General features: G+C 37.3%; 27 protein-coding genes and 1 other annotated feature. Of the genes, 2 read left to right on the top strand and 25 right to left on the bottom strand.

The window, feature by feature from the left end; genetic code table 11:
• Positions 1 to 192: 192 nt before the first annotated feature.
• Positions 193 to 1,335 carry a glycosyltransferase family 4 protein gene (locus tag MKY13_RS04240; RefSeq protein ID WP_339215441.1) on the bottom strand — a complete coding sequence of 381 codons (1,143 nt, stop codon included), beginning with the start codon at positions 1,333 to 1,335 and terminating at the stop codon, positions 193 to 195.
• Positions 1,328 to 2,026 (bottom strand): glycosyltransferase family 2 protein, encoded by a 699-nt coding sequence (locus MKY13_RS04235; protein ID WP_191698478.1) that lies wholly within the window; start codon positions 2,024 to 2,026, stop codon positions 1,328 to 1,330. The genes MKY13_RS04240 and MKY13_RS04235 overlap by 8 nt, the downstream gene beginning before the upstream one ends.
• Positions 2,027 to 2,180: 154 nt before the next feature.
• On the opposite strand from MKY13_RS04235, the gene MKY13_RS04230 reads away from it, so the two are divergent.
• Positions 2,181 to 2,357, top strand: coding sequence for a DUF2642 domain-containing protein (locus MKY13_RS04230; protein WP_191698479.1), 177 nt, complete (start codon positions 2,181 to 2,183; stop codon positions 2,355 to 2,357).
• An 18-nt stretch (positions 2,358 to 2,375) separates the two neighbouring features.
• Positions 2,376 to 2,591: a hypothetical protein gene (locus tag MKY13_RS04225; RefSeq protein ID WP_191698480.1), complete on the top strand. Its 216-nt coding sequence runs from the start codon at positions 2,376 to 2,378 to the stop codon at positions 2,589 to 2,591.
• 152 nt (positions 2,592 to 2,743) lie between these two features.
• Here the strand turns inward: MKY13_RS04225 and MKY13_RS04220 are convergent, their stop codons facing one another.
• From MKY13_RS04220 to MKY13_RS04110, 23 genes are all read right to left on the bottom strand, one after another.
• Positions 2,744 to 3,070, bottom strand: a complete 327-nt coding sequence (locus MKY13_RS04220; protein ID WP_191698481.1) for an AzlD domain-containing protein — start codon at positions 3,068 to 3,070, stop codon at positions 2,744 to 2,746.
• Positions 3,067 to 3,783, bottom strand: coding sequence for an AzlC family ABC transporter permease (locus tag MKY13_RS04215; protein WP_191698482.1), 717 nt, complete (start codon positions 3,781 to 3,783; stop codon positions 3,067 to 3,069). Before MKY13_RS04215 ends, MKY13_RS04220 begins: the two co-directional genes overlap by 4 nt.
• Positions 3,784 to 3,875: 92 nt before the next feature.
• Positions 3,876 to 6,641, bottom strand: coding sequence for an isoleucine--tRNA ligase (gene ileS / locus MKY13_RS04210; RefSeq protein WP_191698483.1), 2,766 nt, complete (start codon positions 6,639 to 6,641; stop codon positions 3,876 to 3,878).
• Positions 6,642 to 6,901: 260 nt separating this feature from the next.
• Positions 6,902 to 7,121: a binding site (T-box leader), on the bottom strand.
• A gap of 67 nt (positions 7,122 to 7,188) precedes the next feature.
• On the bottom strand, positions 7,189 to 7,734 hold the full coding sequence (locus tag MKY13_RS04205) for a DivIVA domain-containing protein (RefSeq protein WP_191702308.1): 546 nt from the start codon (positions 7,732 to 7,734) through the stop codon (positions 7,189 to 7,191).
• Between the two features lie 95 nt (positions 7,735 to 7,829).
• Entirely contained in the window at positions 7,830 to 8,618 is a 789-nt protein-coding gene (locus MKY13_RS04200; RefSeq protein WP_191698485.1) for an RNA-binding protein, read from the bottom strand.
• A gap of 142 nt (positions 8,619 to 8,760) precedes the next feature.
• Positions 8,761 to 9,021: a YggT family protein gene (locus MKY13_RS04195; protein ID WP_191698486.1), complete on the bottom strand. Its 261-nt coding sequence runs from the start codon at positions 9,019 to 9,021 to the stop codon at positions 8,761 to 8,763.
• A gap of 22 nt (positions 9,022 to 9,043) precedes the next feature.
• Positions 9,044 to 9,580, bottom strand: a complete 537-nt coding sequence (locus MKY13_RS04190) for a cell division protein SepF (protein WP_191698487.1) — start codon at positions 9,578 to 9,580, stop codon at positions 9,044 to 9,046.
• A gap of 12 nt (positions 9,581 to 9,592) precedes the next feature.
• On the bottom strand, positions 9,593 to 10,261 hold the full coding sequence (locus MKY13_RS04185) for a YggS family pyridoxal phosphate-dependent enzyme (RefSeq protein WP_191698488.1): 669 nt from the start codon (positions 10,259 to 10,261) through the stop codon (positions 9,593 to 9,595).
• A gap of 75 nt (positions 10,262 to 10,336) precedes the next feature.
• Positions 10,337 to 10,576 (bottom strand): YlmC/YmxH family sporulation protein, encoded by a 240-nt coding sequence (locus tag MKY13_RS04180; protein WP_191698489.1) that lies wholly within the window; start codon positions 10,574 to 10,576, stop codon positions 10,337 to 10,339.
• A gap of 107 nt (positions 10,577 to 10,683) precedes the next feature.
• Positions 10,684 to 11,454, bottom strand: coding sequence for an RNA polymerase sporulation sigma factor SigG (sigG, locus tag MKY13_RS04175; RefSeq protein WP_191698490.1), 771 nt, complete (start codon positions 11,452 to 11,454; stop codon positions 10,684 to 10,686).
• Positions 11,455 to 11,544: 90 nt separating this feature from the next.
• Positions 11,545 to 12,255: an RNA polymerase sporulation sigma factor SigE gene (sigE, locus tag MKY13_RS04170; RefSeq protein ID WP_191698491.1), complete on the bottom strand. Its 711-nt coding sequence runs from the start codon at positions 12,253 to 12,255 to the stop codon at positions 11,545 to 11,547.
• A gap of 16 nt (positions 12,256 to 12,271) precedes the next feature.
• Positions 12,272 to 13,090 (bottom strand): sigma-E processing peptidase SpoIIGA, encoded by an 819-nt coding sequence (locus MKY13_RS04165; RefSeq protein WP_191698492.1) that lies wholly within the window; start codon positions 13,088 to 13,090, stop codon positions 12,272 to 12,274.
• Positions 13,091 to 13,275: 185 nt separating this feature from the next.
• Positions 13,276 to 14,433, bottom strand: a complete 1,158-nt coding sequence (gene ftsZ / locus MKY13_RS04160; RefSeq protein WP_191698493.1) for a cell division protein FtsZ — start codon at positions 14,431 to 14,433, stop codon at positions 13,276 to 13,278.
• Positions 14,434 to 14,473: 40 nt separating this feature from the next.
• The gene (ftsA, locus tag MKY13_RS04155) at positions 14,474 to 15,769 is read right to left on the bottom strand and encodes a cell division protein FtsA (RefSeq protein WP_191698494.1); all 1,296 of its coding nucleotides are present in this window, start codon (positions 15,767 to 15,769) and stop codon (positions 14,474 to 14,476) included.
• Between the two features lie 113 nt (positions 15,770 to 15,882).
• Entirely contained in the window at positions 15,883 to 16,236 is a 354-nt protein-coding gene (locus MKY13_RS04150; protein ID WP_191698495.1) for a small basic family protein, read from the bottom strand.
• 14 nt (positions 16,237 to 16,250) lie between these two features.
• On the bottom strand, positions 16,251 to 16,958 hold the full coding sequence (locus tag MKY13_RS04145; RefSeq protein WP_191698496.1) for a DUF881 domain-containing protein: 708 nt from the start codon (positions 16,956 to 16,958) through the stop codon (positions 16,251 to 16,253).
• Positions 16,959 to 16,981: 23 nt separating this feature from the next.
• A complete protein-coding gene (locus MKY13_RS04140) occupies positions 16,982 to 17,722 on the bottom strand; it encodes a DUF881 domain-containing protein (RefSeq protein ID WP_191698497.1) in 741 nt (246 codons plus the stop codon).
• Complete coding sequence (locus MKY13_RS04135; RefSeq protein WP_191698746.1) at positions 17,712 to 18,563, bottom strand: cell division protein FtsQ/DivIB; 852 nt, start codon at positions 18,561 to 18,563, stop codon at positions 17,712 to 17,714. The genes MKY13_RS04140 and MKY13_RS04135 overlap by 11 nt, the downstream gene beginning before the upstream one ends.
• 7 nt (positions 18,564 to 18,570) lie before the next feature.
• Complete coding sequence (gene ftsW, locus MKY13_RS04130; RefSeq protein WP_191698747.1) at positions 18,571 to 19,665, bottom strand: putative lipid II flippase FtsW; 1,095 nt, start codon at positions 19,663 to 19,665, stop codon at positions 18,571 to 18,573.
• Between the two features lie 6 nt (positions 19,666 to 19,671).
• A complete protein-coding gene (gene murD / locus MKY13_RS04125) occupies positions 19,672 to 21,024 on the bottom strand; it encodes a UDP-N-acetylmuramoyl-L-alanine--D-glutamate ligase (protein WP_191698498.1) in 1,353 nt (450 codons plus the stop codon).
• The gene (gene mraY, locus MKY13_RS04120; protein WP_191698499.1) at positions 21,021 to 21,995 is read right to left on the bottom strand and encodes a phospho-N-acetylmuramoyl-pentapeptide-transferase; all 975 of its coding nucleotides are present in this window, start codon (positions 21,993 to 21,995) and stop codon (positions 21,021 to 21,023) included. The genes murD and mraY overlap by 4 nt, the downstream gene beginning before the upstream one ends.
• A gap of 141 nt (positions 21,996 to 22,136) precedes the next feature.
• Positions 22,137 to 24,053, bottom strand: a complete 1,917-nt coding sequence (locus MKY13_RS04115) for a penicillin-binding transpeptidase domain-containing protein (protein WP_191698500.1) — start codon at positions 24,051 to 24,053, stop codon at positions 22,137 to 22,139.
• Positions 24,054 to 24,112: 59 nt separating this feature from the next.
• Entirely contained in the window at positions 24,113 to 26,299 is a 2,187-nt protein-coding gene (locus tag MKY13_RS04110; RefSeq protein WP_191698501.1) for a penicillin-binding protein, read from the bottom strand.
• Positions 26,300 to 26,309: the final 10 nt, after the last annotated feature.

Here is a 26,309-nt window from a genome sequence, read left to right as displayed (position 1 = left end):
TTTGGGGCAAATTGGGACTAACCTTATGTACTAAATTTGCAGAGAAGGGAAATTGATAAAGCAAAGGTTTATGAATTTAAAAATTTATGAAAATAGCTCAATTCCACTGATTAGGGAATTGAGCCATTATTATGTAATAGATGGACCAGCGATAAACAATTAATCCAATCCATCCAATATAAAATAAATTTTTCACTTTGAAGTGTAATCTTTTTTAGTTTCATAGTAGATTTTCAAAATTTCTTGTGTGACTGTCTGAATGTTAAATTTCTCTTTGACAATCTCTCTAGATTTCTTTCCATTTAGCTTGAGCTGTTCTTGATCCTTCAATAATTTTGTTAAATCGTCTCTTAATATGTGTCTGCTACAAGGCATTATTGATCCATGGTCTCCAAAGTAATGGTTCCATGCTTCTTCTAGATTGTCATTATTCACAATCCCAAAATAGCCATGGTTTCCAATCGCAATAATTTGTTTTTCCGATGCCATTGCTTCTAAAGCCACGCGTCCTGTTCCGACTATACAATCAGCAGCTCCATAAAAAGCATTCAAATTTTTTTGTTCACCTACTACATGAATGAACTTGTCATTACATGTTTCTTCAATCTTTTGGGATAAGAATTTAATGTCATCTAATTTGTCGCCATCTCCTACAATAATGACATGAAGATCAGGAAATAAACTCAATTTCAAATCCTTACAAGCTCGTAAAAAAATACTACAAACATGAGCCTTTGCCCATGCAATTCTACTTGCGTAAAGAAGGACAATAGAGTCTTCATGTATCTTCAATTCATTTCTAATCTCTTCAGAAGATGAATTTCCTGGATAGTCCTCTAAATTAATTCCGTTTGGTACTAAGTAAGGATTTTCTATATTAAATGTATTTGCATAATTACATAAAGGAGGACTTACACAGATTACTGCATCGGCTAATTTAAAGAGCTCCTGTATTTCATGGTTTGGATAATAAGTTCCATGTATAGTTAAGACTGTAGCAATTCCTTTATTATTTGCTGCCTGGCCAGCTAAATAACCTGATGGCGTCTGATGAATATGAATATGAGAAATATTTCCAAATTCTATGATCTGTTCTATTTTTTGAACTAACTCTAACTCATGTTCTTTTGGAAGGGAAATCGTTTTGGGGAAATCTATATTATAAATAGGGCATTGTAACTCTTCAAAGGAATTGACTAAACTTCCGTTTTTTTGAGCAGCAATTGCAACAAAAATATTATTTTTAATTAATTCTTTTGCTAAACCTAATACATGTGTTTCAGTTCCTCCAACATATAATGCATCGATTACAAGTAAAATTCTTACCCTATCCACTATTATCTCCTCCATAAAATTTTTTAGATCGTTGTTGATCATGTTGTCGATAGTAATATAAGACCTCATTTAGGTTTTCTATATTTAAATGCGCATTTAAAAATTTAACGATAAATTCATAGTCTTCTGCACCATGTATTCTTCGAGTCGGACCTCCAAGCATGTCAAAAATCTTTCCACGAAACAAGATGGTTCCATGACAGATGCAGTGACCACCTTCTGCATAAACCTTACGAATAGCATCTCCATATTCTAACCAATTTGCCATTTGACCACTTTCTTTTAAATTGATATCCGTAAACACCTGATAATTTGTTCCAATTAAATCATACTCTTGATTTTCTTCTAAAAAGTCTACTTGTTTTTCAAAACGTAAAGGATGTGAGATATCATCTGCATCATTTACCGCAATATACTCACCCGAACTCATAAAGTATCCGACTGTAAGTGCTCCTGCAAACCCTATATTTATAGGAAGATTACATACGATTATTGGGAAAGGCGGATTTGATTTTTCTACCCACTTTTCTACTATACTTTGCGTTTGATCAGTCGAGGCATCGTTCACCAGTATTACTTCCATTTTTTTGTATGACTGTGCTTGTAGTGAATTTAGGCAATCTACTATATATGGGCCAGCATTATAGCATGGAATAACAACACTTACTAAACCTTCTTGTCTATCCTTCATAATCTTCACCTCAAAGCTATGATATGAATCTTACTTCACATACTTTGTGCGCAATACTCAATTTTATTAAAATAACAAAAAATAGAATATATACCTAAGCAACTTTTTATTACAAACATATACTTTAAGATTCCATTATAGAAGGGGGATTATTATGCAACTACTTCGCACTTTTCTTAATTCTTTAAAAGGTTCGACTTTAGAAGTTACAACGGAATATTCAAGAGTTTCCGGGAAGTTAATAGAAGTTAAAACTGACTATATCAAGCTTAAGTCAAATTCTAATTTACTGTATATTCCATTAGGAAGTATTCAAAATATAGCTTATTAAAATAGGGGGGTGATTGAATTGAATGCAAAATTATATTTACAGCTTGGAGAGTATTTGAATAAGGAAATAACGGTCGCGGTAGGTGAAGTGCTTATTACTGGAACATTAGTATCGGTAAATACGGAATTTTTAACACTAATTGAATCAACAGAGCAGTACGAAAGAGAGTCTATAACTAGAGTCATCATTTTATCACAAATAGGCTTTGTACAAGTGGCCGAACAGTTAGTATAAATAAATGCATAGTTGATGTAGTGGAATACAAAAGGTTACTGTAAAAAAACGGCTATCCGAAAGTTCAGTTTTTGTGGATAGCCTTATTAATGTAAAAATGTAATTTTAGCAAGAAAATTATGTTTGGAATCATAAAATATAAACTTTTCACTTTAACTAAAAAAAAATCTAAATCCAGCCATCGTTAGAACACCAGCAATAACAGTTTTAGATAAACTTTTTGTAAGTAATGCGACAAATAATGTCGGGATAAATACCAACACATTTATCCATTGTACCGTTACTATAGTTGAATCTTTTTCAAAAAAACCTTCAATTACCAATGCTGATAATATACAAACCGGTATGTACGCAAGCCATCTTAACACTATTTTAGGCAACTTCATGTTTTTCACTAATATAAATGGTAATATTCTTGGAATCCAAGTCACGAGTGCACAGCCTAAAATTAATAATACCATCGCAATAGAAGTCGTCATTTTTCCATAGCCACCCCTATCGTTGCTACAATAATTGTAGATAGTAGTACTGCCAAATGGCCAGGCATAAAATACAGCATCCCATACATACTTATCGCCATGATGCCAATAAGCTTTATGTAATGCATAAGTTTTTCTTTCGGAATGCTGGCAAGTGTTAGGACAAGTAGTGCTACAAACATTGCTACCAATGCATAATCTAAACCCAATTTTTCCGGATTCGGCAGCCATTGACCGATGACTCCACCTATTGTGCACGCCGCAATCCAAGTCGTATACGCTGTAATATTTAATCCATCCATCCATTTCCCGCCAAGGTGCCCTTCTTTCCCGGCTGTAACGACAGATACACCGAATGTTTCATCGGTCAGTAATGTGCCAAAGCCTATGTTGCGCAATGTTGAATACTGAGTGAAATACGGGGCAATTGTTAAGGACATTAGTAAATGGCGCAAATTTACGATGAAAATAGTGATGATAACCGCAGTAACTGGTGCACCCGCTAAATAGAGTCCACAAAAAATAAACTGTGCAGATCCTGCGTATACAAGTACCGACAGTAAAAACACCTCAAGTAAAGAAATACCGGATGCAATTCCAACGACACCAAATGCAAGACCAATGCTTATATAGCCGAGTAAAGTCGGAATACAATCTTTTACCCCCTGGATGAATGTATCAGGTGTAAATAGCTTCTGTTCTACTTGTGCCAAAGCTATATCTCTCCTAAATTTTTTATTTTTCAGAAAACTAAAAATGCTATAAAGAACGCCATTACCTTATCGGCAACAGCGTTCTAATTTTTTTATACGTAATAGTCTTCTACAACATCCGCACAGCGTTTACATAATGTTGTATGTGATTCGCTCGTACCTACTGTTTCTGAAATTGTCCAGCAGCGCTCACATTTTTCACCGTCTGCTTTTTCTACTACTAAAGCTGTTTTCTCTAGAACTAAAGCTTCTTCCGGTGCATTTTCTTTACTGCCGGCGATAAAGAATTGAGAAACGATAGAAAGCTGTGCAAAGTCGATATTTGCATCATTTAACAATTCGATTGTTTCACTATCTGCATAAACTGAAATTTTTGCTTCTAATGATTTACCGATCGTTTTAGCATTACGTGCCTCTTCTAACGCCTTTAATACTTCATTTCTTACTACAATTACTTTCGCCCACTTCGCACGTAATTCGGCAAAGTTTTCTTGCTCCACAGCTTCAGGGAAGTCTGTTAATTGGACAGATTGTGGTTTGCCTTCGAATTCGATGTAGCTCCATAATTCTTCTGTAGTATGTGGAATAATTGGAGTTAATAATTTTACTAACGCCATTAATGTGTCATACATTACTGTTTGCATCGCACGACGGTATTTATTATCTTTTCCTTCGATATATACAACGTCTTTTGCAATATCTAAATAGAAAGAAGATAACTCGATCGCTACGAAGTTATTCACTGTTGTATAAACTGTCGAGAAATCATAACGGTCATATGCAGCACGGACTGTTTTGATAACATCTTGTAAGCGCATATACATATATTGATCCATTTCACGTAAATCTTCATACGCCACACGGTCAGTCAGTTCGTTGAAGTCTGTAACGTTACCGTGCAGGAAGCGTAGTGTATTACGCACTTTACGGTATGTTTCAGAAACTTGTTTCAGCATATCCATTGAAATACGAACATCACCCGTATAATCAACAGATGCTACCCACATACGAATAATATCGGCACCATATTGCCCCATAACTTTGATTGGATCAATCGTGTTTCCTAGTGATTTGGACATTTTGCGTCCTTCACCGTCTAATACGAAGCCATGTGTTAATAGACCTTTATATGGTGCATGACCATTAATGGCAACAGATGTGATTAGTGACGAGTTGAACCAGCCACGGTGTTGGTCGGAACCTTCCAAATAAAGGTCTGCCGGATATTTCATACCGCGTTCAGCAAGTACACCTTGGTGAGATGAACCTGAGTCGAACCAAACATCCATAATGTCATTTTCTTTTGTAAATTTACCGTTCGGGCTACCTTCATGTGTAAAGCCTTCCGGTAATAAGTCTTTCGCCTCGCGCTGGAACCAAATATTTGAACCGTGCTCACGGAATAATTTTGAAACATGTGCAATCGTTTCAGGTGTAATAATTGGTTCGCCGTTTTCTGCATAGAAAATCGGAATTGGTACACCCCATGCACGTTGACGGGAAATTACCCAGTCACCACGGTCACGAATCATATTGTAAAGACGTGTTTCACCCCATGCAGGTGTAAAATCAGTTGCAGAAACTGCATCTAATAACTCGTTACGGAACATTTCTACAGATGCGAACCATTGTGGTGTTGCACGGTAAATTACTGGTTTTTTTGTACGCCAGTCATGTGGGTATGAGTGTTGGAATTTAGAAACGCTTAATAACGCGCCTTCTTCCTTTAATTTTTCAATTACAATTGGATTAGCTTTTTCATAGAATAACCCTTCAAAGCCAGGTGCTTCGTCCGTATAGCAACCACCGTTATCTACTGGTGATAAAATATCCAAGCCGTATTGTTTACCTACTTGATAGTCATCTTCACCATGTCCTGGTGCTGTGTGTACACATCCAGTACCAGCTTCAGCCGTTACGTGCTCACCAACCATTACTAATGAATCGCGTTTATAAATTGGGTGCTCAGCTACAATCATATCAAGGTCTGCGCCTTTTACTTCTTGAACAATTTGCGCATCTTCCCAACCGAATGTAGAAGCTAATTTATCTAATAAATCTTTTGCTACGATATATTTGCCGCCATTTGCTTCTACTACAGCATATGTGAATTCCGGATTCACTGAAATCCCTAAGTTTGCTGGAATTGTCCATGGTGTTGTTGTCCAAATAACAAATTTTGCATCTGCAGGAACAACTCCTTTTCCATCTTTAATACCAAATGCCACGTAGATTGAATACGACTCAACATCTTTATATTCAATTTCCGCTTCTGCAAGTGCAGATTCAGAAGATGGTGACCAGTAAACTGGTTTTAAACCTTTGTAAATATAGCCTTTTTCAGCCATTTTACCGAAAACTTCAATTTGGCGTGCTTCGAATTCCGGTTTTAATGTGATATAAGGATTTTCCCAATCACCACGTACACCTAGGCGTCGGAATTGACCCTTTTGGTTTTCCACTTGTTCATAAGCATATTTTTCACAAAGCTGACGGAATTCTGCTACCGACATCTCTTTACGCTTAACACCTTTATTTGTTAACGCCTGCTCGATTGGTAAACCGTGTGTATCCCACCCTGGAATATAAGGCACATGGAAACCTGTCATCGATTTTTGACGATTGATCATGTCTTTTAATACTTTGTTTAATGCATGCCCGATATGGATATCACCATTGGCATATGGAGGACCATCATGTAATACATAGTGTGGACGATCTTTTGTGCGCTCTAACACCAATTTATTGATGTCCATTTCATCCCATTGTGCCTGAACTTGCGGCTCCTTCGTTGGTAATCCTCCGCGCATCGGGAAGTCGGTTTTCGGCATTAATAACGTATCTTTATACTCTACCATTTAAAATTCCTCCTAATTATCTTAGTGATTGCTGATAACTCATTGTTGATTTCCATTCCGGATCGGGGGCCAACACGATGTTGGTCACGAATGCGTTGTCACAGGACGTGACGATTTTAGCATTCGTTCCATCTCTCCCCTCCATTCCAATCAACGTTTAAGCAAATGATTTAGCATTCTATATTAATCATAATTTTTTTAACGCTCTTAAGGATTTGGATACTTTTTAAACAACAAAAAAGCCCCTCCATCCCTTATAAAAAAGGGACGAGGAGCATTAGTCTCGTGGTACCACCCTAAATTCGCTAAAAATATAGCCTCATTAGACACTGTAACGTCGTGTTCTACGAAATAGCTTACTCAATTTCAGCTATTTAGCTCAGGAGTGATTTTCATTTTAACCTGCTTCGTTCGAGCTCCCACCGTCCTCGAATCGCTAAACCACAATGTTAAATTTACTGTCTCCGTCAACGCATGATGCATTATACATCCTATTCATTATTTTTCAGTATATGAAAAGGCTAGATGAAATGTCAAGCCCCCACTATTAATAGACCGCATTTTCATCATTTTGACTATCTTCATTTGTCTCATGACGATTATTATCCTGTATTTCTGTTAAATCGACATCATATTCTAACAAACGATCCCAATCATCCGTATTTAACAAATCTAGCTGAGCTTCTACCAGCATTTTAAAACGATTACGGAAAACTTTAGATTGCTTTTTTAATTCGTCAATTTCAATTGCAATTTTTCGTGCTTTTGTTAAGGCATCATTTACAATACGATCTGCATTTTTCTCGGCTTCTTTGACAATTAATTTTGCCTCTTTTTCTGAGTTGCGACGTACTTCACCCGCAGCCTCCTGTGCAACGATAATCGACTTTTGTAATGTGTCTTCCAAAGAATTATAATGATTCATTTGAGTAGACATCATTTTCACTTTCTCTTCCAGATCCTTTTTCTCACGCAAAATAATTTCATAGTCTTTAATAATCTGATCTAAAAACTCATTTACTTCGTCTTCAGCGTATCCACGGAATCCACGCGTAAATTCTTTATTATGTATATCAAGAGGGGATAATGGCATATCGTTCTACTCTCCTTTTTTACGTATGTTCTTAAGAGTATTATAATCGTTTCTCTAATGAATAACATCATATTTCCCCAAAAACAGTTGAAAATTTATACTTTTTGCTCTAAACGTCCTACTTGCAAACGTATTTTATCTTTTTTCGTACGCCCTTCTGTCATAATGACTTTCATGCGTCCATAGCCGCGCGCAGAAATAATATCCCCTTCCTGTAATTCGAAGGCAACCGCTTCACGCACTGTCCAATTTACTTTCACTTTGCCGGCCTGAATTAAACTTTGCGACTTTTGACGTGAAATATTTGTAATTGTTGCAAGTACAACATCTAAACGCATCGAAGATACTGTGTGTGAACTTTCACTCCATTGTTCCTCATTTAGAATATATGGTGTATCAGGGTTTACTACTTCCGCATGCACCTTTACTTTGCCAATTCCCGATAAATTTGCTCTTACATAATCAGCTATTTCTGTCGCCAATGCAAATTGTACGGTATTTTCACTAAGTCGTATATCCCCAAACTTTCCACGATCCAAGCCAATGGACAAAAGTGCACCTAATACATCAGGATGGCGGAGCTGCACGAATTTTGATGGATAACTTAACGAATAAACTTCTATTTGAAAATCTGATTCTTCCGGCTGTAAATAGGAAGGGGCAATCAACATGCGCTTGCGCTCTGCCTCTTCAAAAACTCCTTCTGTAAACACTTGAAGATCTTCCGATTGCTGAATGATGGATTGCACGATAAATCGTTGTCGCGGATCTAAAAAATCAGTCAGCTTTGGGGCGTAACGATCCTCTACTTCACGTTGCCAACCGATTACCTGCTCAATAAATGGTTGCTCATCTTTGCGGAAATGTTGTATTAAATGCTCCATCATTATGCCTACTTTCTTATAGAATATCTTTCTATTTTTTCCACTTTTCTTTTAAATTAAACTTCTCGTTAAAACATTAATTGTATATTTCATTATTAAAATAAAGAAAACTCCTACATTGGCAGGAGTTCTTGCAACTATATTATAAGAAAAATGCTAGTACGCTATAAACGCCGCGCTCAATAAATACTAATGCAAATAAACCTACAATTGGTGATATATCAATCATGCCAATCGGTGGAATAAACTTACGGAAGAATCCTAAATACGGTTCACATACTGTTTCAAGGAAACGACCCACGGCTGAATCTTGTAGCGCTGGAATCCAAGACATTAATATGTAACCAATCAGCATAAAACGATACACAAGAAATGCTGTTTGTACAATTGAAAATATAATCATTTTTTTACCTCACAAAATTTAATTACTCAAACGTTAAATTAGAAATTTCTCCGGATACTTCTACATTTTCTGGTGTACATAAGAAAATATCATTTCCAATACGTTGAATATCTCCACCTAAAGCATACACTGTTCCACTTAAAAAATCGATAATTCGTTTCCCTTGGTCACGATCGATTCGTTGTAAATTAACTACGGTAGCGCGCTTGTTTTTTAAATGTTCCGCGATATCCTGCGCTTCAGCATATACTCTAGGCTCTATTAAAACAAGTTTTGAATTTTTTGATGACGATGCAGCCTGTAAGCTCACAACATTGTTATGATTTTGCGTAACAACTTCATTGCGTGGTGGTTGCTGTTGCATTTTACGCTCCTTTTTCATTCGATTTTGAATGAGTTGTGGTTGTTGTTTTTGCCCTGAATCCTGGTAATATTGCTGTGAATCACTGTGTACAGCTTTTGGTACTTGTTTTTGCGATGTTTGCGTTTGAGCTTGATCATATTCTTCTTCCAATTCTTCTAAATAGAAGAATTTATCAAAAATGTTTTTAATGCTCACATTAAACCCTCCTTAACCAACAAGAGCTGTTCCAATCCTAACAAATGTCGCCCCTTCTTCAACTGCAATTTCGTAGTCATTTGACATGCCCATCGATAATTCAGTACAAGGTACATTTGGTATGTTCAATTGTGACATTTCCTGTTGCAATTGTTTTAACTGTTTAAACACTTGTCTTATAACGGTTTCGTCTTCTGTAAAAGGAGCCATTGTCATTAAACCCACTACTATAATCTTTGAAAATTGCTCAAGTTGCTTCACAAAATCCAGCGCTTGCTGCTTCGTTAAGCCATGTTTCGATTCCTCTCCCGAAACATTCACTTGTATAAAACATTTCACAGCTTTTGTAGCTCTTTTTTCAATTTCCTCAGCTAAGCTTAAACGATCAAGTGAATGTAAATAGTCGATATCATTGATGACTTGTTTAACTTTTCTCGTCTGCAGGGAGCCAATATAATGCCAGGAGACATTTGAATTTATAGATTGTAATTTATTCATTAAGCCTTCAGGGCGATTTTCTCCCAAGTTTGTTAGCCCGGCTTCTATAGCCTCTTTAGTACGAGCGATATCTACTTCTTTTGTCACTGCGATAATATTTACTGTTTGATCTGTATTTGCTCGTTGTTTAGCGTTTACTATTTGATTTTGAATATTTAATAGATTTTCTTCGATTTTCGCCACTTTTTTCCCAACTTTACAACAATAGTTTCTTACATTGTATCAAGGCACACTGGAATTTTCAATGAATAGGGTGAACTAATCATCGTATGATTTCACTAATATAACATCTTTCCCAACTGTGAGTATATGACTAAAAGCAATCTTCTTTACTAACTCTTCCCCTTGAAATAAATGGTAAAACTTTTTTGGAGGAGATATTATAAAGGCCGTGATGACCCCTTCCTTTTCATCCACTTCTGCGTCCACAATATACCCTATAAATTTTCCACTTGTCGCTTCAATAATTTCCTTCTCCTGAACGGTTGAAAAACGCATTCCTCCATCCTCTCTTTGAAATTTAAATTACTTTCGAATAAAATATTTGAATATAGAATAAAAGGACAGCCCTACAAGTTGGACAGTCCCTCATCATTTCTATCTATTTAACGAAAATCACGTTTCATCATTTCTACTGCACTTTTTTCCAATCTTGAAATCTGAGCCTGTGAAATACCTAAAGATTGGGCAATTTCAGTTTGTGTTTCACCTAAGAAAAAGCGTTTTTCTATAATCATTTTTTGTCTACTATTTAATTTTTTCATGCTTTCTTGCAGTGAGATTGAACCGACCCAATGTTCCTCCGTCACTTTATCTTTGATCTGATCAATCATAAATATAGCATCACCGCCATCAGAATAAATAGGCTCCTGCAATGACATCGGGTCCTGAATTGCATCCAGTGCAAATAGTACATCTTCTTTTTTCATCTCAATAGCATGAGCTAATTGCTCGATAGTTGGCTCTGTTAAATTTTCTGCAATAAATTGCTCCTTCGCTTTCATCGCTTTGTATGCAATATCTCGCAGTGATCTGGAAACACGCAATGCATGGTGATCCCTTAAGTGACGGCGAATTTCTCCCATAATCATCGGTACAGCATATGTCGAAAATCGGACATTATGCTTTAAATCAAAATTATCAATTGCTTTCATTAAGCCAATGCAACCTACCTGAAATAAATCATCCGCCTGTTCACCACGATATGCATAGCGACCGACAATGCTGAGCACTAACCGTAGATTGCAAAATACCAATTGCTCACGAACAACCAATTCCCCTTGCTGTAATCGGATAAATAAATCCTTCATTTCATCTGGCTTTAGTACTGGTAATGTTGATGTATCTACACCACATAATTCCACTTTTGTACGCATACAACTTCACCTTCCGAACTTGATTGTCTTTTGTCTTTTCAATCATTTTGTCCGAATTGTCCATTGCTATGCGCGCCAAAATTAACCATCTTATGCAATTGGTTCGTTTAAATATTCCCGTAAATCTAAAATGATTTTTTTCTCTAATCTAGAGATATATGATTGCGATATGCCTAAATGATCTGCTACTTCCTTTTGCGTCATTTCGTCTTTCCCGTTTAATCCAAAACGGCATTCCATAATGTATTTTTCTCTTGGAGTTAGTTGATTAATGGCATTGAACATGTGCTGACGTTCAATTTTACGTTCTACGTCTAATGTAATAATATGTTCCTCAGTACCTAGTATGTCTGATAGTAATAATTCATTGCCATCTGCATCAGCATTTAACGGCTCATCAAAGGAAACTTCGCCTTTCATACGGCTCGTCTTACGTAGATGCATTAAAATTTCATTTTCAATACAGCGTGATGCATATGTGGCTAATTTTATATTTTTATCTAAATTAAATGTTTCAATTGCCTTAATAAGCCCAATTGAACCTATGCTAATTAAATCCTCTATCGGTGTGCTAGTATTATCAAAACGTCTTGCAATATAAACGACTAAACGTAAATTTCTTTCAATTAACATATCTCTGGCATGCAAGTCACCATTCATAAAGGCTTCGACTACGACAACTTCTTCTTCTCTAGTTAATGGAATAGGCAATGAATCATGTCCCCCTATATAGTATGTCCCTTTTTTTCTTCTAAAGTAGCTCAGTATGTTTAAAATTATCGATTGAATTTTTTTAAGCAATATCGATCCTCCCTTATTAATTCGTTAGGACAAACACATGTGCAATCATTTGGGCATTTTGCGGAAAGCGCGCATCATTTTTCGTAAAAACAACATAGTGGTTTGAATACGCTTTATCGCCAACACTAATCGAGGCACGGAAAGCTGGTACAAGTACTGTGCCTTTTTGTACCGTGGTAATCGGAACTATACGTATTCGTTTTTGTACTTCTTTTGAAAACATTGTCAATGAGTAAGGCTCCTGTTCGTTCCATGCAAGCAAACATTTGTTAAACTCCTCGGATAACATAGATTGCACGGTTTTAAATGAAATAAAATGTACGGGTGCTTGACTAAAAGGTTCCGTGCATTCATTCCCTGTATCGATATACGTTAATAGCTCTAATTGCATATCCAGTAATTCAACTTTACTAGTTGTCACATAACGACTTTGTGCAACTTGCTGCAATTTTTGAAACCAGCCTTTTCTCATTACTGTCAAACTAATACATACTATGCCGAAACATATAAAAATATATGCGAAAAATGGAGATGCAAGCAAAAATGGCTGTAATGCTGTTAATAATCCACCAGCGAGCAAAGTAGCAATCAATATCCACTTGCCTTGCTCATAAAATATTTTCCATTTAAATGAAAAAGCAATACCTAATAGTAAGATGAAACTTACAAGTAACATAAAGATGTTTCCCATAAATAACACAGCAATCATCGCACTACAAAAGGCTGCTAAAATTAATCTCCAAATTGGAATGATGGCGTTAGTCATAGTTGCTGTAAATTTTAGTAATACGAGATTCATTAAAAAGTTCATTAAAAGAATCCATTCTGCATACATGTATTGTCCTCCTAAAACAAGATTATCAAAGCAAATGCGAGATTTTTGTCTAACCGTTGCAGTAAAACCCAATAATCGTATGACATAGTATTACTTCATTCAAAAGCATTCGACAAAAAAAGCTAGCTTAACGTTTCCATTTCGAAACGTTAAACTAGCTTTTATATTGTATATTGGATTGATAATTAGCGATTGCGACGATTACGTAAAAACGTCGGAATATCCAGCGCATCATCCTGTTGATAGTTTGTTTGCTGTTGTTGTTGCTGCTGTTGACGCGGCGCTTCCTGTTGTACCGGTTCTTGCATACGTGAAGGTTGCTGTTGTGTCGCAGCTTGTTGGCGCGCTCCAATTGACGGACGCACAGGCTGTGGTTTTTGGACAATAAAGTCGTCAGAGAACCCTGTTGCGATTACAGTAACAATTATTTCATCATTTAAGTTGTCATTAATAACAGAACCGAAAATCATATTAACCTCTTCATCTGAAGCTAATTGTACGATATCTGCTGCTTCCTGAACTTCAAATAAACTTAAGTTCGTACCACCTGTGATGTTCATAATAACGCCTTTTGCTCCATCGATCGATGTTTCAAGCAATGGAGAAGAAATGGCCTTTTTCGCTGCTTCTACTGCACGGTTTTCACCAGCAGCAATACCAATACCCATCAATGCCGAACCTTTATCAGACATGATTGTTTTCACGTCAGCAAAGTCCAGGTTGATTAAACCAGGTGTAGCGATTAAATCCGAAATACCTTGTACACCTTGACGCAATACATTGTCCGCCTCACGGAAGGCTTCCAGCATCGGTGTTGATTTATCAACAATTTGTAATAATTTATCGTTTGGTATCACGATTAATGTATCAACGGCTTCCTTCATAGAAGTAATCCCGCCAATAGCCTGAGTTTGACGTTTACGGCCTTCAAATGTGAATGGACGTGTTACAACACCTACTGTTAATGCACCTAAATCACGTGCAATAGAAGCGATTACTGGTGCTGCACCTGTACCTGTACCTCCGCCCATTCCAGCAGTTACGAATACCATATCTGCTCCGCGCAATACTTCTTCCAGCTGCTCACGGCTTTCTTCAGCGGCTTTTTTTCCTACTTCCGGATTGGCACCTGCGCCAAGTCCTCGCGTTAATTTTCCGCCAATCTGTAATTTATATTCTGCTTTTGATAGATTTAAAGCTTGTGCATCTGTATTAACAGCAATAAAATCTACACCTTGTACACCATGCTCTATCATGCGGTTGACAGCATTGTTACCGCCCCCACCAACGCCGATTACTTTAATAACGGCTAATTGGTCCATATCCGTTTCGAATTCTAACATACACTTCTCCTCCTAATTATTCACGTCATTCATTTTCGTATTAATCGAAAAATTTGTTTAATAGGTTTTTTGCGCGATCAATCACACTTACTTTATTTGCGCTTTCTACTCTCTCCGGCCCATTTGCTTGTTTTTTAGAAGGAGTTGATTGAGTAGGATAAGGTGCTACATATGAAGAAGGGTCTACCGGCTCACTTCTTCCGTAAAAATCGTCTTCTGCATTTGCGTATCGTATTAAACCAACCGAAGTTGTAAAGGCCGGTTCACGAACACCGATATAATCAGGCGTATAAATACGAACTCGCGTCAGCATAATTTGACGTGCCAGTTGGGCAATGCCCTCCAGCTGTGCTACTCCACCAGAAATCACTATACCACCAGGTAAATCCTGTACACCCATTCGAGCTAATTCATCTAAAACTAATTCAAATAACTCTTCTAAACGTACACCGATAATTTCCGAGATATAGCGTTGGCTATATTGATCTGTTGTATCTGTTCCAACAACAGGTACATCAAATAGTTGCTCATCTGAAGCATCATCATAAAAAGCATGTCCATACTGCTTTTTAATTTTTTCAGCTTGTTCAGTAGGTGTTTTTAGTACAATCGATAAATCTTTTGTAATATGATCTCCACCGACTGGTATAACTGCCGTATTCTTCAGTAAACCATCCTGGAATACAGCAACCGTTGTGGAGCCGCCACCTAAATCTATATAAGCCGTTCCTTGGTTTTTCTCGTCTTCCGTTAGCGCAAAGTTTCCTGCTGCCAATGGTTGTAAATAAATTTCACGAATTTGCAAACCTGCACGTTCTACACATCTTAATACATTATGTACAAGCGTCTTTGAGGTTGTAATCATCGTTGCATCCATCTCTAAGCGAATACCAATCATTCCGCGCGGGTCCTTAATTTCATCCAAGTTATCTACTATAAATTGTTTAGGAATTAAGTTTACTAGCTCTCGCTCTGGTGGAATCGACATAACTTGTGCAGAGTCAATTACCCGTGCCAAATCATCATCCGTAATTTCACGGTCTTCACCATTTACCGCCACTACTCCCTTTACAGGCTGTAAAATGGTTTGATTTGCTGGTACACCGAGCACTACTTCCTCTATTTTTATACCAGTCATTCGTTCTGCTTGGTCCACAGCTTTTTTTATCGATTGTACAGTTGCATCTATATCAACAATTGCACCTTTTCTTATACCAGTTGATTTCACATGACCTACACCAATTACGTGCAATTGATCATCGTTCATTTCTCCGATTAGGACCTTTATAGAAGAGGATCCAATATCGAGCGAGACATATATTTCTTGATGATTCAACTTCTGCACCTCCTTCGATTACTCCTATAGTTTATTCTATTGTAAATTTACATGATTGTCTAAGTAAAACGATAAATTGTAATGATATTTTAACGTGATTGTTATGAGTTTTCCTACTTATTATGTTTTCTATTTTCAAATTTTGTCAAAATCAGCCTGCGAATTACCGCAATATTTTGAAATAGTCGTACTCCAAAGGCAAAAATTGCAGCTAAATACAAATCTACACCTATATGAACGCCTAAAAAAGCCAATCCTGCTGCTAAAATTATATTAAAGAAAAACCCTGAAATAAATACTTTATCGTCATATACTTGTTGTAGTTGTGCGCGAATTCCGCCGACCATCGTATCGAGAGCAGCTAGTACAGCAATTGATAAATAGTTTTCATAGACAGATGGAATTTGAATATCTGTTAAAATACCCAATACCACACCAAATATAAGTCCTAAAAGTGGTAACCACATATTCGCATCCCCTTCTATTTCTCAGTTAAATAATTACTTTTTTGTACGGTTACGACTGAGTTTATTCGTACATTTTTTTCTGCTTCATGAATTGTCAATACAAGATTGTCGATGTAGAATTCATCCTGAAAAGAAGAAGCCAATAAATGATTCTTTAACTTTTCAGCTTGCTCATAAGTGGGTGTTATCACATTTATTTCTATATTAGTTTCCCCTATCGGCTCACTATTTATAGTTGTTTGTCCGTTAATATCACGAATGGCGGTATTATAGGTCAACCTTTTGTCATCAATTTCAATTGCATGTGCATTACTACGGTATAAATCGTTAACAAGGCGAATTAATAATTCAGGGGATACAGGCTTGATTTCATAACCAAAGTCTATTAGCTCCTGTGAAGGTTCGACGCTCAATGTCAAACCTGGTCCGCTTATTGGTAAAATACCTGCACGCTCTTTTAAATTATTTACTGTTTGTTCTAATAAAATTTCAGGATTATTAAATTCCTTATCTTCGTATTTACTTACTGTTTCAGACAGGTCGCTAATTGCTGTCAGAAGCTCTGAATGCCGCTCCTGTTCCACTGAAAGTTGTTGACGTATTTCCCATATATCTACTGTGTTACGTTCAGCCGGGCTTTGAACAGTGTTGTATTGCACCGCCAGCATAAAGCCAATGATGAACGAGATCATCGTAATATTACGGTACATTTTTTTCGTCATCATCTTCCCTCCGATATTATGCCTTACTCATCGCTGATAGTTTTCATTTCTATTAAGTCGCTTTTTTCTACAGTCACGACAATTTGTTCATTGATCAACTGGTCAAATACCCCACCTGACAATTCCAATGAGGAGACTAACACCTCTTGGTTACCTACTGCTTCTACTACAAATGGTGCTGGATACTGTTGCCCATCGACCGTAATAACCGGTCCGTTACAAATAATATACGAATTCGGTTTTAACCGCTGTCCGTTTATTGATATGGCCTCAGCCCCAGCAATTTTCAGCTCATTTAATAATTTAAATATGTGACTTTCGTGAACAATATACTCATTTGGATTCGTTGTATTGGAATTATAATCACCATCTCGAAGCGTAACTTTAATGCCTTGTCCTACTCCAGCCGATAACCCTAATAATAATCGTAATTGTTCTGCATCCTGCCGATTTTGTTCATATTGAGCCTCATTAGAGGAAAATTGCTTTTCATATGCACGAATTTTATCTTCCAATTGCGCAAGTTCCTCTGCCAACTCTTTGTTGCGTTCCTTTTTTGCAATTAAATCTTCCCTATATTGATTTTCTTGCTCAAATTGTGGAGAGGCAGAACTTAGCGTACGCTTGTCCTTTGATAAATTATAAGAAAAACCGATTATAAAACCGGTTATTATACATACTATTAGTAAAGCAATATATTTACGAGACAACAATATTGATTTTTTCTTAGGTTGTTTTTTGTTGTTGTTTTCGCTATTCATCATTTTCTACTTCCAGTTGCCCCCCTTCTTCGACCTCCGCACTGCCTTCATCATTTAGATCCAGGTTTTCTGAATCCTTGTCAACTAAAGAATATTCATCTGAAAAAGGTCTGTAGTAAGAACCAACTTCAATATCTACAACCCCTTTTTCAAATGCTTCCTCATTTTCGATTTGGGCAACGATTGACGGATAGTAATTGAGCTTTTCGGCTAGAGTATTCGCATCTGCCCGAACTTCATAACCATCATTCATATAAAGCGTTATCGAATAGGGATCGGCTTCGGAAGGGTTTGCATTGATTTGAGATATAAGTGACAATACCTCAGGCTTCAATTTTGCAAGCTCCTTTAATAACTTTTTCCGTAAAGACTCATCTTCAAATTTCAAAAAAATTGGCGCATCGATTGGAACAATTGCATTGGGTTCATTAAAAACAACCCCATTATCAAGCATGGGGTAAAATTCCCCATCCTTTGATATATAGGCAACTTTTTGCCATTCCTCGACAGTGATTTCAACTTCATTTAAAAACTTCCGTCGTACCTCTACAGACTTTACCCATTCATGCTGAGCAATCTTTTGCTGCACATCCGGAATTTTAAATCCCCATAAGGAATCATCAATATTTAGATTCGTCTGTTCAATATAAAATGTGTCTTCTTTAAGTTGTGCACCCTTTATATTGATTTTTTTAATATCACTATAAGGTAATTGAAAATAAAGAAGTATCATGATGACGAAAAGAAATACCGTAACTAATGCAAGAAATTTTAAATTTGTACGGCGTCTTCTACGTTTTTTCATAGTAGGTACGCGCTCTGTAATATCGATTATCTTTTCCATCATCTGTCTACTCCTTTCTTTTATCATTTGAAAGATTCAAAATGAGCGCTACGGTAACCCATATTACGACTAACGAAGTCCCCCCATAGCTTATAAATGGCAATGTTACACCTGTTACGGGTAATAAATTAATGACAACCCCGATATTAAGACCTGCCTGGACAGCAATCATCGTTGTTAATCCGCATATTGCATAAAAGTGAAAAACATGATCACACTGTAAAGCCAATCGATAACCAAATACTAAAAAGCACGCAAAAATAAGCAGTAGTCCCATTCCACCAACAAGTCCGATTTCTTCTAAAATAATTGCGAAAATAAAATCATTCTGCGGTTCTGGTAAATATAAATACTTTTGTCTGCTTTTTAATAAGCCATGTCCAAATAATCCTGCGGGACCTATTGCAAATAAGGATTGTACTGCCTGGAATCCACTACCCAAAGGATCGGCCCATGGATTGATAAATGCTTCAATACGTTTTAGCCGGTATGGGGCGGCAATGATTAACCCGACCAATCCAGCCATTCCTAGACTTATTAGAACGACATATAGGCGTAACGGATATTGAGCAATAAAAAATACAATTAAAACGACGACGACTAAAATGAATACAGCACCAAAATCCGGTTGTAGCATAATAAGAGCGGATGGAATCATTAAAATCATAAAATGTTTCCATTGAACAATTCGTTCATACGATTTCCGCTGTGATAACAATGCGCTAATATAAATAATTGTGGTCACTTTGGCGATTTCAGCAGGTTGAACAGTTAATGGACCTATGCCAATCCAGCTTTGTGAGCCATTTCTAACGATTCCGATACCAGGAATCATTACTGCAACAAGTAACACTAACGAGACAATATAGAGCATACCCCATATTTTTTGACTTCTTAATAATTCCCAATTCATCATTGCTATGCAAATAAATAGCGCAATAATAAAATAAATGGCCTGCTTTTGGTAAAATGGGGTTTGTCCAGTATAGTGAACATTACCCCAATATGTACCAGCAGAAAAAATAAAGACTATACCTATAATCGACAAAACGATTGCACTTATAAAAAAATATTGTTGTAACTTTTGCGACAGTGTAACTATCCTTTCTTATGAAAGTTTCATAACACGATCAATAAATAAGTCGCCACGAATTTCAAAGCTCGCATGTTGATCCCAACTTGCACATGCAGGTGACAATAAAATGATGTCACCTTCCTCAGATATTTTTGCCCCGTAACCGACTGCATCCTCTACATCAATTGCACGTACGATATTTGTAATGCCACATGACTTTGCAAATTCAATTAAGCGAAGTGCAGTTTCCCCAAATGCGACAACTGCTTTTACGCGTGTCATTTCCTTACGAAGCTCTTCAAATGAATGCCCACGATCCAATCCACCGGCCAACAAAACAATTGGACTGTTAAAGGCTGCTAAAGCGCTTTTTGTTGCGAGTACATTCGTTGCCTTTGAATCATTATAAATTTTTCGCCCTTGCCATTCTCGTACAAATTGTGTACGGTGGCGAACACCTGCAAAGGTTGCAAGTACTTCCTGAATCGCTTCAATCGGACAGTTTTGCAGCTTAGCGGCCGCAACGGCACATAAAATATTTTCTAAATTATGATCACCGGGTAATACAATTTGTTCACGACTTAATATCGCTTCTCCGTACCAGTAAATATTTTTTTCATCTGCACTAATGCCATGATCTGATCGGCCTTTTGTAGTGAAAGGTATTAGTTGAGCTTTTGACTTACTTGTATATTCAGCAACAATTTGCTGATCCGCATTATAAATAAAATAGTCATCGCTCGTTTGATTGCGTGTTACACCAAATTTAGCTTCTGCATATTCCTCAAATGTCCCATGATAATCTAAATGGGCTTCATAAAGATTTGTTAAAATGGCAATGTGTGGTCGGAAAGTACGTGTACCCATTAATTGGAACGAGGATAATTCAGTTACAATAACTTCATCCTCACTTGCTTCTGCTGCAACGCCACAAGCCACAGTTCCGATATTCCCGGCAATTAACGGCTTTAACTGACCAGCTTTTAACATTTCATAAAGTAAAGTCGTTGTCGTCGTTTTACCATTTGAACCCGTAATACCGATGAAAGGTGCTTCACTTACTAAATAAGCAAGTTCCATTTCTGTAATGACTGGCAAACCCTTTTCAATAGCATCTGCAATAATCGGGTTTGTATAGGGAATACCTGGATTTTTAACGACAAGTTCAAACCCTTCATCCAACAAATCCTCTGGATGCCGTCCGCAAATCACCGTAATTCCTTTTGATAATAGCTCTTGCGCCTCGGGATTTGCATCAAATGGTTTTGCATCATTTACTGTTACAAATGCTCCTAATTGATGAAGTAGCTCAGCTGCCGCAACTCCACTTTTTGCTAAACCTAACACTAGTACTTTTTTTGATTGCAATCCTTCATACTCCCTCATAATAACGCCTCCGCTAAAACTGCTATAAGTGCTACGACACAACCAGTCGACCAAAATACAATAACTACTTTCCATTCAGACCATCCTGATAATTCAAAATGATGATGAATAGGACTCATTTTAAAAATACGTTTTTTACGAAGTTTATAACTTCCTACCTGTAAAATAACCGACAATGTTTCAATGACGAATACAAGACCGATTAATAATAACAACAGCTCTTGCTTTACTAAAACAGAAATCATTGCCAATGCACCACCAAGCGCAAGAGATCCTGTATCACCCATAAATACTTTTGCCGGGTTTGCATTGAAAATTAAAAAGCCAAGTAGAGCACCTGTTACAGCAAATGCAAATAGCGCAATATCGGCCTGCTCATTAAACAGTGCAATCACACCGAATGCTGCAAACGCGATGGAAGCCGTACCTGATACAAGTCCGTCTAAGCCATCTGTTAGATTGACTGCATTTGAAAACCCTACTAACCAAAAAATTAAGAAACCTACATACAAGATTCCTAAGTCTATGGATATATCTGTATATGGAATACCTACAGATGTGTCAAAAGATCCTAAACGTAACAGTAAGAATGCTGCGATCGCAATTGCGATTTGGCCAATTAACTTTTGTAGTGAAGTTAATCCTAAATTACGTTTAAAAATAACTTTTAATCCATCATCCAAAAAGCCAATTACCCCAAATCCAACTAAAACAAGTAATAGTACAACCGTTTGTGTTGTAAATAAGTCAAAAATTATTGCGACAACAATTGTCGAAATTATAATAGCTAATAAGAAAATTAATCCACCCATTGTAGGTGTCCCAGCTTTTTTCATATGGGATTGAGGTCCTTCTTCTCGTATGCTTTGCCCGAACTTCAATCTTCGTAAAAGCGGTATACCCATTGGTGCTAAAATGACCGTCAATAAAAATGATGAAAAAAGTATGGTCAATGTTGTTGATAATGTCATAATATATCTCCTTTAAAACTTCTGTCTGGATATGATGGATCGTTTGATTTTTCAACGGTTTGTATCTGATATGTTATTGTGAAAAAACAACCCTCACTATAATAGTTGTTTTAGATGAATTTTAAAAGGCTGAAATCCAATTTAATTTCCTAAATATAAATGAACAATGTCGGTTTGAAGAATCTGGCTATCAGGCGGTGGAACTTGCTCGATTATTTCATTTCCTTCTCCATGCCATTGAATTCTATAAGGATACAAATTCGGTATAACCTTTTCCTTTGTCAACCCAACAAAATTTGGTATGCGCTCTGTCAATTCATCGCCCCAAACGTAGTTTCGTTCTATTTGATTCTCTTGCTTTTCTATATTGTACAGTGGTGCCGCGTCTTCGATAATACGCCCGACAATCGGTGCAGCAATTACACTACCAAACTGCAATGAACTTTTCGGGTTATCTACCGCTACATAAACAATAATTTCCGGATCATTCGCAGGTGCAAAACCGATGAAAGAAACGATATAATCTCCATCCTTATAACGGCCATTTTCAACCTTTTGGGCAGTCCCAGTTTTTCCTGCAATACGTAATCCATCCCGGAAAGCTTGACGACCGGAACCTTTCGCTACAACTAGCTCTAAAGCATGACGAACTTTCTCCGAGGTTTCCTCACTAACTACCTGTGCTTTCACTTCAGGTTTCTGCTCCATAATCACTTCATTGGTATTTCCATCCAAAATTTTCGCTACAGTATATGGTTTATATAGTGTGCCGCCATTAACAGCTGCTGCAACAGCCTGCATTTGTTGGATTGGCGTTACGGAAACACCTTGACCAAAGGACGTAGTAGCGTGCTCTACCGGACCAAATGCCTCTTTTGAAAACAGTATTCCTGAAGATTCTCCTGCTATATTAGAACCTGTTTTTTTACCAAATCCAAATCGATGGATATAATCGAGTAATTTATCCGAGCCGATTCGTTGACCAAGCTCGACAAATCCAGGGTTACAGGAGTTTTGGACAACTTCGTAAAACGTTTGGTCTTTATGTCCCTCACGTTTCCAGCAGCGTAAACGTGCTCCTTCAACCATCGTATAGCCTGCGTCATGAAAATGGTCATGTTCCATATCTACAACGCCTTCTTCAATAGCCGCACTTAGAGTAATGATTTTAAATGTTGAACCTGGCTCATACGACATAAATACTGGAAGATTACGATTGTATATACTTGGATCCACTTCCGAAAACTTGGTTGGATCATACGTCGGGAAAGAAGCAAGTGCCAGTATTTCCCCACTGTTCGGATTCATGGCAATAGCCAGCGCCTGATCAGCATCGTATTCCACCATTGCCTGCGACAATTCCCGTTCAACAATCTTTTGGAGCTTTAAATCAATTGTCAGCTGGATTGTTGCTCCATCCTTACCGTTTTTCCATTCATCATCTACATGTTCTAACGTATTTCCTTTTGCATCAGTAAATAATCGAATTGCTGCATTCGAGCTTTTTAATAATTCATTATATTCGTATTCAATTCCTGCTAGCCCTTGATTATCAACACCTGTAAAACCTAAAAAACGCGCCAATAAGTTCCCATGCGGATAGGACCTCACATAATCAACTCCACTGTACAAGCCTGGAATTTGCATTTGTTGGATTGCCACTGCTTGATCATATGAAATATTTTTTGCTTCTGGTGCTATTTTCACTAAAGAAATACGTTGCTCTAATCTTTTTAAAATTTTGGCACGATCTTTGTTCAGCACTTTAGAAATGGCATCTGCTACATATTCTTTATCTTCGTTTTGCGATGGCATGAAGTACAACGTTGGCGCTAATTCATTCGAAACGATGACTTCTTCGTTTCGATCGGTAATTTTCCCTCGCTCCGCATGGAATGGAATTTCCCGGTCCCAATTCTCTTTCGCCATTGTCGAAAGCTTATCGTACTGAATCACTTGAACGGACACTAACTTAACAAAAATCGCCACGCCGTATACTACTAGTGCGATGGCGATCCATGTTAAGCGTTTTTTTGATTTCGTTGTTACCCACTTCATATTATGACACCTCACCTAAAATAGCGTATGTTATAAATGAAGTTTGTATTCAACTCTCTCTAATCTTGTGGAAGTTCTTCTTCAATTTCTTCGTCTACCATTTCCATATCTTCTGCTGGTGGTGTCGAATGTTTCTCTTCAGGTGTTTTAAGCTTTACTACGATTGGTGCATCGTCAACAATTACTGTCCCTTGGGATATACTCTGACTTTCTACATACCCTTCACCGACAATTTCAATCGGCAGTTTTGACAATGATTTATAGACAAGTAGATTACGTAAAGACCAACTTTCAAATGAAGGTACCGTTATGTCGCCATTTGTTTTTAAAAATACAATACTTCCTTTTGTTAACGAAGTATCGGCAGCCGGAAACTGTTCTGAGATTTCTCCCCCTTGACCGATTAATACCGGTTGTAGCCCTTCTGCCTGTAGTTTGGTCATTACCGAGTCAGTTTGTTGTCCTATATAATTCTCAATTTTGCTCGTTTGCACTTCAGCTACGTCTGCTGGATTTATATTCATGTATTTCAAACTATTTAATATCACAGAGTTAAATACTTGGGATACAGGATCAGAACCGATTTCTGTATCTGCAAGTTTGGGTTTCGCTACGGATATAAACATAACTAGCTCCGGGTCTTCCATAGGTGCCATTCCTAAAAATGAATAAAGGAATTCATTTTTCCCCCAGTCATAACCTACACCACTTGCTTTAGGCATTTGCGCTGTTCCCGTTTTTCCGGCTACTTTATAACCTTCAATTTGGAAACGTTTCGCATTACCTGCTTCCCCATAAACAGTAGAAGCTAAAAGCTCCCTTGCTTTTTTTGCTGTATCTGCAGAAATGGGTTGTCCTTTTTTTGTAGGCTCAGAATCTACTACAATCTCACCTGTATTTGGATTTACTATTTTATCAATGACATATGGTTGCATCATTTCACCGTTATTCGCAATTGCAGTTATTCCTTGAATTAACTGAATTGGAGTAACTGTAGAGCCTTGTCCAAATGTTGTTGTATACTTTTCCAAAGGATAACGGGAGTTAATAATTCCACTTGCTTCATTTGGAAGGTCAATACCCGTTTTTTGTCCGAAGCCAAATTCCTTAATATAGCTCTCGTACGTTTCCCATCCCATAATATCAAGCAAATTTGTCATTGCTGTATTTGATGAGCGTTGAAAGCCTACCAAATAGGAGATTTTCCCCCATCCATACCGATTGTGGTCACGGATAGTATCTTTATAAACTTTATACTGGCCCGACTGGTATTCGGCATTCGGGTACCAATTTCCAGAATCGATTGCTGCTGCAACCGTAAATGCTTTAAAAGTAGAACCTGGCTCAATCGTGTTTTCTATCACATCGTTCAGCCAGTTGCCATCCAATCCTTCACGTGTATCCGGGTTAAATGTTGGCCGTTGTGACATTGCCAATATCTCTCCTGTTTTAGGATTTGCAACGACAGCAACCATTGACTGGGGTTTGTACTGATCATTTACACGGGACATCGCCTCATCCAAAAAATTTTGAATGGTTTTATCGATTGTCAAATAAATGTCATTACCATCTTGTGCATCCTGTATAATTTTATCGCTATTTGGCAATAAATAATTACGAGCATCTCGTTGGTATGACAATTTACCATCTTTACCTGTTAACTGCTCATTATAAATAGATTCAAGCCCCATTTTGCCTACGACAGAGGAATTTCCATTATCATCCGTTTCGCGCAATGCAAAACCGATTAGATGGGATGCGAAGGCACCGTTCGGATAATAGCGCTTTTTGTCGCTATATAAAATAATCCCAGGTAATTTAAGTTCTTCAATTTTCTTTTTTACTTCATGACTGATTCCACGTCCGGCAAGTCCAAATTCAACTTGATATGTGTTTGCTCCAGACTTTGGAGTTAGTCTAGCCAATATTTTTTCTTCATCCATCGGGATAAACTGGGCTAACAATTTGGCTGTTTCCGCCTTATCTACAACATGGCGAGGGTTATTTTTATTTTCTGTTGCAGATTCATTAATCACGGCAACAAGTCGATAACTTAGTGTATCTTCAGCAATTACATTTCCATTGCGATCTAGGATTTTCCCACGGTCTGCCGATAGTACATAACCCGTCTCGTACCTTGCTAAAGCTTCAGCTTCCAACTCATGCCCTTTCACTACCCCTGTAGCCTGTATCGAAACGAAGCGCCAATATAATAGTAAAAAGAGCCCCCCAAAGATTAAAAACATTAGAAAGGCT

Source organism: Solibacillus sp. FSL W8-0372, from assembly GCF_037969735.1.
GTDB classification, from domain to species: Bacteria; Bacillota; Bacilli; order Bacillales_A; family Planococcaceae; genus Solibacillus; species Solibacillus faecavium.
This window is presented reverse-complemented; position numbering and strand designations above follow the sequence as displayed.